The 9,120-nt window shown below is 40.4% G+C and carries 7 protein-coding genes; 2 read left to right on the top strand and 5 right to left on the bottom strand.

The genetic code is table 11. The features are described from left to right. Window positions 1–53 precede the first annotated feature (53 nt). The 4 genes from rfbF to AC1F2U_RS28870 all read right to left on the bottom strand — a co-directional run bounded on the left by rfbF (window position 54) and on the right by AC1F2U_RS28870 (window position 4,887). Window positions 54–827, bottom strand: coding sequence for a glucose-1-phosphate cytidylyltransferase (gene rfbF, locus AC1F2U_RS28855; protein ID WP_335003281.1), 774 nt, complete (start codon window positions 825–827; stop codon window positions 54–56). A 327-nt stretch (window positions 828–1,154) separates the two neighbouring features. Further along, the gene (locus AC1F2U_RS28860) at window positions 1,155–3,320 is read right to left on the bottom strand and encodes a tetratricopeptide repeat protein (protein WP_480264257.1); all 2,166 of its coding nucleotides are present in this window, start codon (window positions 3,318–3,320) and stop codon (window positions 1,155–1,157) included. Between the two features lie 58 nt (window positions 3,321–3,378). Further along, window positions 3,379–4,161 carry a PP2C family serine/threonine-protein phosphatase gene (locus AC1F2U_RS28865; protein WP_480264258.1) on the bottom strand — a complete coding sequence of 261 codons (783 nt, stop codon included), beginning with the start codon at window positions 4,159–4,161 and terminating at the stop codon, window positions 3,379–3,381. A 51-nt stretch (window positions 4,162–4,212) separates the two neighbouring features. Continuing rightward, window positions 4,213–4,887, bottom strand: coding sequence for a vWA domain-containing protein (locus AC1F2U_RS28870; protein ID WP_322660910.1), 675 nt, complete (start codon window positions 4,885–4,887; stop codon window positions 4,213–4,215). 747 nt (window positions 4,888–5,634) lie between these two features. Here AC1F2U_RS28870 and AC1F2U_RS28875 point away from each other — a divergent pair. After that, the gene (locus tag AC1F2U_RS28875; RefSeq protein WP_480264259.1) at window positions 5,635–7,020 is read left to right on the top strand and encodes a response regulator; all 1,386 of its coding nucleotides are present in this window, start codon (window positions 5,635–5,637) and stop codon (window positions 7,018–7,020) included. 120 nt (window positions 7,021–7,140) lie between these two features. Here AC1F2U_RS28875 and AC1F2U_RS28880 read toward each other — a convergent pair whose 3' ends face one another. After that, complete coding sequence (locus AC1F2U_RS28880) at window positions 7,141–8,268, bottom strand: hypothetical protein (protein WP_480264260.1); 1,128 nt, start codon at window positions 8,266–8,268, stop codon at window positions 7,141–7,143. A 421-nt stretch (window positions 8,269–8,689) separates the two neighbouring features. On the opposite strand from AC1F2U_RS28880, the gene AC1F2U_RS28885 reads away from it, so the two are divergent. Then, entirely contained in the window at window positions 8,690–8,860 is a 171-nt protein-coding gene (locus tag AC1F2U_RS28885) for a hypothetical protein (protein ID WP_480264261.1), read from the top strand. Window positions 8,861–9,120 lie beyond the last annotated feature (260 nt).

A 9,120-nucleotide genomic window follows, 5' to 3' on the forward strand; every position in this document is an offset into this window, starting at 1 on the left:
GGTTATTAATTATTCTCCTCTGCTCTTCTGCTCCCCTGCTCCCCCAACTCTCCTTACCATACCTTCCAAGGAGCTTGGTTGTTTTTCCACAGCCCTTCGAGATAGTTTTTATCGCGTAAAGTATCCATTGGTTGCCAAAACCCATCATGTCTGAAAGCAGATAGTTGTTCCATATCGGCTAGCTTTTCTAATGGCTCTTGTTCCCATACCGTAGAATCATCAGCAATTAAGTTGATTACTTCTGGTTCTAACACAAAATAACCGCCATTAATCCAAGCTCCATCACCTTCCGGTTTTTCCCGAAAGCTGGTGATTTTGGTTTGCTCATATCCTAAAGAAATAGCACCAAAACGTCCGGCTGGTTGAACGGCTGTGAGTGTTCCTAAGCTACTTTGTTCTTTGTGAAACTTAACTAGCTCAGTGATATTAATATTACTGACACCATCGCCATAAGTAAAGCAAAAAGTCTCATTACCAAGATGTTCGCTGATTCGCTTTAAGCGTCCGCCTGTCATTGTATTATCACCCGTATTTACTAAGGTGACGCGCCAGGGTTCTGCATAACCAGAATGCACGTTCATCTGGTTAAAGCGCATATCAAAGGTAACATCTGACATGTGTAAGAAGTAGTTAGCAAAATACTCTTTAATGATGTAACCTTTATAACCGCAACAAATGATGAAGTCATTAATGCCGTGGGCAGAATATGTTTTCATTATGTGCCAGAGAATTGGCTTACCACCAATCTCAACCATCGGCTTGGGTCTAATACTGGTTTCTTCACTGAGGCGTGTACCAAGACCTCCAGCCAAAATCACCGCTTTCATGCAATTACCTCGGAGATTTGTAGGGATATGATTATTTGACTTTTGCGAGATGAAGAGGATGCACTTCAAGGGAGAAAAATGTATTTCTGATTTCTGTTTCTCCGTCAATAATCTAACTGTAATTTCCGATGAAATTATAAAGGTAAGATAAATTAAAATCTTTTCTATATAAAAGCTCTATGAATATCTATAAATACAGAAATAAATTACTCAATTAAATAAAAATATCACCTATAAAATAACTAGGATTAGCGGCAGCTAACCCTAGTTAGGCTTGATTTGTTCAATCAAAAACAATAATATGCTAGTAACAAAACTTACTTGTTTCTAGTTAGTTTTTTCCATATTACTAGAGCCTTGGAATAAAGGGTCACATTTGTTTTCGATGACTACGCACATATTGCTGAGTGCTTGCTGATAATTATCCATGTCATCTTGCTCAAGAAATATTTTGGCAGATGCCTGTATATCTTCGACAGCTTTCGCCTGGTTTTTGTTAGATTCACTACCGCCATATTGTGCCAGTTCATAGCGAACCATACCTCGTTTGAGATATGCTTTTGCTAGTTTGGGGCTAATAGTTAATGCATGGTTAAAGTCAGCGATCGCTTGATTATATTCTTGCTGATAATTGCTGCTATATTGAGCAATTTGATAATAGACAACACCCCGCTGGAAGTAAGCTTCGGCTTTTGAGACATTAAGTTGTATGGCTTGAGTAAAATCTGCGATCGCTTTTTTGTAAGCTTGTTGAGATTCACCGCTGTATTTAGCCATTTGGGCGCGGACAATCCCGCGTCTGACATAAGCTTCAATTTCATTATTATCCAGACCGATAGCTCGATTATAGTCTGCGATCGCTAGATTATATTCTCGATCGGGATCGTTGCTATATTCGGCGAGCATATAGCGGGCATTGCCCCGATTTACCAAAGCTTTGGTTTGATTGGGATTGATTTTCAGAGCTTGGCTATAATCTGTAACTGCTCCTTCGTAGTCTTTCAGGTTATAGCGGGCATTGCCACGATTTACAATTGCTCTAGCGTGTGTCGGTTCTTGTTCAATTGCTTGGCTAAAGTTGGCAATTGCCTTGTCATAGTCTCGCTCTTTATAAGCAATATAACCTTGCTGATAAGAATCAGCGAAGCTGAGTTTATTATTTGGCTGGGTAGACTTGATTGTTTGTTGGGTGTAAGCATTTTGGGAAACCAACGGCTGAGTAAATTTAATCATTACGTCTGCATATCCCAATAAACCAAAACCCAGCAAACAACAAATAATCGGGTACAACTTTGACTTTTTGGAAGGTTTATATGAACCGCTGGGAGTCATTACTGGCTGCCAGTAATTAGCTAGCTGCGGTGACATGGCTCGCTGGGGAAAATGCGGTGTCTGAGTGTAGCGCTTTCTCGCTTTGACTCGCGGTTGCAGATGTTCTCTAGCTTCTATAGCCCGATGTGATGGGAAGGGGTCGCGTCCACCTAATCGCACTGTACGTTCGCACCACGGACAGCTACGCATGTGGTTGTTGTAGCGATGCTGAGGATTTGTCGTACAGGTAATCAGAGACTCTTCGGCTTCAGCGATGGCTGAGAGCCAAGTCTGGGCACTGGGGCGTAGTTGTGGGTTGTTATGACCCTCTTCAAAACAACGGACAAATAATTCCTGTAAGCTGGGATGGAGAATTTCCCAAGGGGGGGCAATGGGTGTCGGCAGGTAGGGTACGTAACGCTTTTCGCTGTAAGTAAAATGACCCGATGCAATGCGTGCTTCGTAAGGTGGTGGCTCAATCGCACCTTGAAAAATCCCCGAAAATGGGTGGGTGCCTTCCATTAAGAGTTGGAATACTAGCACCCCTAACCCAAATAAATCGTGAGAGATTTCGCGATCGTGCTGGGCAAAAGTTTTATTCTGTAGTTCTGGTGGAGTAAACTCTGGTTTACCTACTGGGCAGCGATAAACAACATTGCTGTTTGGGTCGGTTACTTGGAAAGAGTCTGTGTCTATCAAAGTCACCAGTGCTGTATCACTGACGAGGATATTAGACTCGTTCACATCACCAATGCAATATCCACTAGCGTGTAAAGCGGCAAAAGCTGCCGCCAAGTTTCGAGCCGTGCGGAGCAGGTACTGATAGTTGAATAGAGGGCAGTGTTGCCGACGGGTTCTGGGGTTGTAAAAGTCGATGATTGGACGCATCCCCTGAATACGTGGCATCAAAAAGCCCAGGATGCTATTTTTGCCATCTGCCGCCCGTAATAAATCCTCTGGCCAAGCGATAGAGATATGCCCTAAACTCGCCGTAGGGTTTTCTGGCGGGTTAGCAAGCATCGCCTGGAGTTTCTCTGCATGGGCAGTGGTTGGCTTGTGATAAATCTTCGCCACCAAATCGTTATCGGATGGCACTGCATAAACACAAGCTTCACCGCCACGTCCCAAACTGACATTGAGACTGAGGATTTCTTTTCTGGGGGAACAACGTAGTACCTGCATAATGAAATTACCGCTAACGGAAGTTATTGTAAGATGTAGAAACCTGTAGATTTGTTGCTCATGAGTCGTTGAATGCGGCTATAATGAGTGTTAAATCATCATCAGTGCGTTGCGTAATCCGCTCTGAGCGTAGAAATTTTACCAATTGCTCCTTCGCTTCTGTCTTATCCTCGGTATTGGCGACAAATTCAAACAGCGGAAAAAAGAATGGTTTGTGAGGTTCGCCAACAACCATATTCAAAGCCAGCATTTGTAATCCGTCGGTGATGATACCAACGTTTACTATGTCTGTGCGCCATAATCTCATTTGTGCTGTATCTAAGGCATTGGGCGAAGTTAAAAAAGTGGTTTCGTTAATGTATTCACCACTGTCAGGCATCGTCAGTGCCAGCAGGTTGCCCAGACGATCTTTTGCCACTGCCAAACCATCACCTATCTGAACTACAGCTACAACTTCTGGTGTGGCAACCAGCATAATTAAGGTAGTTGCTAAATCTTGAGGCTGTTTGTCACAAGTAGCCGCCTCATCTTCCACAGCTTTTTTGGCAGCGAATATGGCATCATTTAAGAGCGATCGCACCAACGTATCATCAGTCAAACTTTTTCGAGTCAGCCCTTTGGTAGAAATGTTTTCGATTGCTGTCTCCACAGCAACCATCGCTCCCACTTTCCCAAGGCTAGCAGAACCCGCGCCATCTGCTGCGGCCGCCACTAAAACATTATCTGACAATATCTGCCAATGATGAGCATCCTGACATAATTGATTGTTTTTTAAGTGACTTGTACCACATACAGACGCAGCCACAATCCGCCATTGAGCAATCTGTTTTGATATGTTCATAAATTTTTTTTCAAGCAGCTAGCTGTGTAAACATCAAGCTGCGATTTTTCATTAAACAGTTCCCCAACCAATCGGCGGTAGTGCTACCTGTTCGTCTACTTGTGAATGAGAAACAGCCGACATACTAGTTGACAGCCAGACAAACATCTCGATAAAATTTAATCCTTTAAGCTTTAAGGGAGTACGTACAGTTATTTGATTTAAACGCGTCATATTCGCATTTTCTACACCAACCGTAAAGAATGCTACCCGCTTGTTTGCTTCGTCTCCCTGTAGACGCTGGGATGCTTGCTCTACCACTTGCTCTAATTCACCTTGGGGTTCTCCATCGGTAATCATAAATACCCAAGGACGATAGTAAGCAATCCCGTTGGCACGATACTGAGATTTACGCTCTTGAATTATGTCCAAAGCTTTATGAATTCCCGCACCCATTGTAGTCAAACCTTGGGCTGTCAAAATCGGCGGATTGAATTGATCGGCAGTCACAAAGTCTTGTACTACATTAATATTACTGTCAAAAGTGACGATCGCCACTTCTACCCGTCTGGCAGCTAAGGAATTTTTGACTAATTCATCCTTTAAGCTTAGTAAACCTTGATTTAAAGCCTCAATCGGCTCTCCTTGCATCGACCCAGATGTGTCTAACAAAAGTACACAAGGACAACGGGGTTCTGGGTTCTCAGCAAATTCTACTACTTCATCAAGTCTTAATGTATCATGCATAACTTTTTGTGTTATGTTAAAGTTCAAAGCTTTATTTCCCTTTGCTCAGAGTATATAGTTTCAATCGCCGAGGCGACTACAGAATATAGTATCTATTGGTAGATGCTCTAATCTTTATTAAACAAATTATTTTCATGAAGTTCTCTATATATTTAAGATGAACTTGAGTACAGCTTAGTTTAGCAAAAAAGAGTTTATCAAAACCCAGCATTACCTGTTGTAATGTATCTACCAAAAAGTTATATCCATTAAACCTACAGTACAATAAATACGTAAACTTTTTTAGATAAGTTTTTAAAGATTTTATGTAGAAGAATCGTTTCTTTAAGGAAAAGTAATTAATCATAATTAAGTTTGTTAACTCTAGAAGTATACCAGTGTAACTACGCGAACTTGGAATCAAATTTGCTTCTTGAAGTGAGTGGGCATAAATAAACGTCATTATTAAGGTCTTCACTCAAGAGTTGTCAGTAGTTAGTAAAATCCAGAATTAACCAACATCTACTGATAATCTCGCTATGATAGATGCTTACCTTTATTCATACCTACTTGCTTTTTGAGATGGATTAAGTAAAATGTGCTAAATGTAACAAGAGACTTAGAAGCCTTACAATTTTTAATATATGTACATATTTTCAAATAAATAGTTTGTGGGTAGAAAAATATTACAAAGAAGAGAATACTTTATAGCTCATATTTTCAATCTACAAATGTTCGCTTGTTGATTCCGCAAAAAACTTGAAAAATATGAATAACTCAGGTACATTCACCAAACTACGTCCTCTAAGTTTGTTAAGACAATTATCCAATTGTTCCGACAGTACTTGTTTACAAGTATTGAGTAACTCAGTTTCTTGGTCGATTTACTTAGAACAGGGCAAAATAACTTACGCTACCCATTCCGTGGAACCTTTCGATCGACTAGAACGCCATTTGCGACGCCTCAGCCAGCAAATTCCACTCCTGACTAATGAGGTTCGCTCTCAAGTACGGCTGATGTTTGAACCTGACTCACACAGTCAGTTAATCAAAGATGACACTAATTCGAGAAGCCACCCTGCTGAGTACCAGGCTATATCCTGGCTTGTTAGTCAACAACATCTACATTCTACACAAGCAGCAGTGCTGGTTCAAGAATTAGTTAAAGAGGTAATTGAATCATTTTTGCTGATCAAAGAAGGTACTTATGAATTAACAGAACCACTTGAGAGAATGCCAAAGATTTGCCGACTAGGTGTCGAAAAAATTCTAGAATATTGCCAATTAAGATTACAGAGTTGGCAGGCTTTTATACCTAAAATTTCTTCTCCATATCAACGTCCATATCTATTGATTAACAGCAAGTTTGATGACCAAGATTTACCAAATCTACAGCCAGATTTAATTAACTGGATGAAGGGTTTTAGCCTGTGTCATCTGGCTGTAATTTTGAATCAAGATGAAATTCAACTAGCCCGCAATTTATACCCTTACATCCTTAAGGGTGCGATTATCCTTCATGAACCCGATCCACCTTATGATAAGTTACCAAAGATTTTTGAGGAGCAATCGCTTTTCTCAAAATTGATTTCAGGGTTAGTTGACACGAAACAAGAACTAAGTACCACTGTCAATTCTTACCAAAATGTTCCTGAAGAGAAAATAGTTCCTGTTCAGCGATTACCACAGATTTCTACTCCTTCCAAAGAAAACTTTCAGGAACCAACAATATCAAATAACATAAATTCTGCTTCCCAAAGAGTAACAGCTGCTACGGTAACAGTAAAAAAAGTCCACAAAATCGTTTCTGTAGATGATAGCCCTACAATTCTTAAAGAAATCAGTTATTTCTTAGAAAATGAAAATTTTTCTGTAGTGACTATTAACGATCCAGTGAAAGCCGTTTTGTCAATTATAAGGCACAAACCGGATTTAATTTTGTTGGATTTAAACATGCTAGGAATCGATGGTTATGAGTTGTGCCGGATTATACGAAACAATTCACTATTTCAAAACACTCCTATTATCTTTGTCACTGGGAATAAAGGAATTGTAGACAAAGTAAAAGCGAAATTAGTTGGGGCTTCTGGATATCTGACGAAACCGTTTACTCGCGCCGAATTACTAAAAATAGTCTTTATGCATTTGACTTAAATTAACCACTACAATGAGTTTTTTTATGCACATTACTTTGTACAATAATCTACACATGACAGTTAGCAAAAAGGGCCAGGCTTACCGATGCAAAAACTGGCTCCTGTCTGCTACAAAGTTTTAGGCTATGGTAGAGAAATCATAATTTGGGTTGTTGTAGCCTGGATTTGACATGGCGGATGTTATAAGGTCAGAACTGCTGAGTAAACTGCTGACATCAGTTCCTATATTTTGGCTAGGCTTAGTACTACCTAGTGATATCAGTTCGCCACTAACAGAGAAATTCCAGCCTTCATTACCAATGAGTGTTTTGTCGTCACCACTGGCTTCAATCCGGTTTCCAAGGAGATTGCTGTTAGTTACATTGGCAGTGTTGCCACTACCAAGGATATCGTTTTTACTACCAGGTAGTGTATTGGCATTACCAAAGATGTCGTTGTTATTGCCTAAGTTCCAGTTACCGTTACCGTTGGTTGTGCTATCGCTACCAAAGCCCCAGTTGCCATTACCTTCGGTTTTGCTGCCATCACCGTAGTTCCAGTTACCGTTACCGTTGGTTGTGTTACCGCTACCAAAATTCCAGTTACCATTACCGTCGGTTGTGTTGTTACTACCATATAGCCAGTTACCGTTACCTTGGCCACTGTTATCGGTAGCATCTGCACCATCTAATTTTTGAATATCAGATATCCAGTTGTCGCTCTTATAAGGTACAGGTTGACCGTTGCCAGTTTCAGGTAGGTTGCTACCACTTTCCTTGGAGGGCGGAGTGCTGCCAAATGGTAAGTTACCAGGGAGATTACTACCGCCACCAGATGCGCGATCAAAGGGGTTGCTACCGCCACCAGATGTGTTACCGCTAGATGCACCACCAGATGCGTTACCACCAGATGTGCCACCAAAGGGGTTGCTACCACCACCTAATGCACTAATATCACCGCCAACAACTCCAATAAGTTGATTGAACGGATTATTGGTATCAGTTAAAGCCCGCTCGTCAAGTGGTCGCTCGTAATTATATTTGTACTTTCCATCTTCACTGGTTGTGGATGAGTTGCCACCACCGATGAAGGAAGCGAAAGTATTACTACCGCTAGCAGCGCCACTAAAACTACTGCCACTATCTAAACTGCTGCCATCGGTAGACTGCCATTTGCCATCACTGAAAGAAAAATTGCCATTACCAGTTGAACTGTTGCTAGTACTTTGTGAGCCAACAGTTTGATTGCTATTGTCAGAAGTTGCCATTAGAATTAAACTCCTATTACTCAAACTGAAATACCTCTATCAAGAGGAATATAAACGACATAAATGAAAGTAAAAAAATACTTTCATTTTCAAGAAAAGATACTAATAAAAACAGTAAGCACCACCTTTAGCAAAAGTATATAAAATCAGATTTACATTTAAAATGAACAAAATTTCGATTGGATTGCCTATTCTTTAGATTGGATTGTCTATTCTTTCGATATTGTTGAGCTAAATTTCAGCAAATTGTCCGATAATCCTTATAGTGAATGCTTTAGAGGCAGCTTGTACAGTGACTTTTTCGGCTCAAATAGGAGCAAATTTATCTTTTTGGAGTTCTACAACACAATGCAATATAATTACACTACAAAAAAGAGGAAAGTGTAATTTCTGTAGTCTATTGAGTGAGAAAATATTACTTGTGAGGTTTTATCGAGTTTTAAAGATTCAACTTCTGCGATCGCCAGAGCAAACGCATCTAAATTACTCGCGATCGCAACCAATGTTAAGAACCAACGAAAAAATCAGCATTTCTCATTTGATTTATTTTCCAAGTCTCAAAGACATATCTCCGATGGGCTACGCTTTGTGAAATCGTGGTCATTGCTCATCTCAACAAGCTGGGCTTGTTGAGAACAGAGAAAAAATTATGTCCCTTTTACATAATGTAATAATTGCTAAACTCTGGACTAATAATGCTAGAAAGTAAAACTAGAGTGAATCCTCGTGCGATTCGTTGTAAGTGAATCACGGTACCCAGTCCGTAAATAACCTTACCAACTCGCAAGAGTTGAACTCTCAATCAGATGTAGGTGAAAGTCCTACCCGCCAGGTTCAGGCGTGACTCCTTAT

This window comes from Nostoc sp. LEGE 12454 (genome assembly GCF_056620565.1).

What these genes read in the sequence shown, in the direction of transcription:
- rfbF (WP_335003281.1), bottom strand. Translation starts at nt 827, where the DNA reads ATGAAAGCGGTGATTTTGGCTGGAGGTCTTGGTACACGCCTCAGTGAA.
- AC1F2U_RS28860 (WP_480264257.1), bottom strand. Translation starts at nt 3,320, where the DNA reads ATGCAGGTACTACGTTGTTCCCCCAGAAAAGAAATCCTCAGTCTCAAT.
- AC1F2U_RS28865 (WP_480264258.1), bottom strand. Translation starts at nt 4,161, where the DNA reads ATGAACATATCAAAACAGATTGCTCAATGGCGGATTGTGGCTGCGTCT.
- AC1F2U_RS28870 (WP_322660910.1), bottom strand. Translation starts at nt 4,887, where the DNA reads ATGCATGATACATTAAGACTTGATGAAGTAGTAGAATTTGCTGAGAAC.
- AC1F2U_RS28875 (WP_480264259.1), top strand. Translation starts at nt 5,635, where the DNA reads ATGAATAACTCAGGTACATTCACCAAACTACGTCCTCTAAGTTTGTTA.
- AC1F2U_RS28880 (WP_480264260.1), bottom strand. Translation starts at nt 8,268, where the DNA reads ATGGCAACTTCTGACAATAGCAATCAAACTGTTGGCTCACAAAGTACT.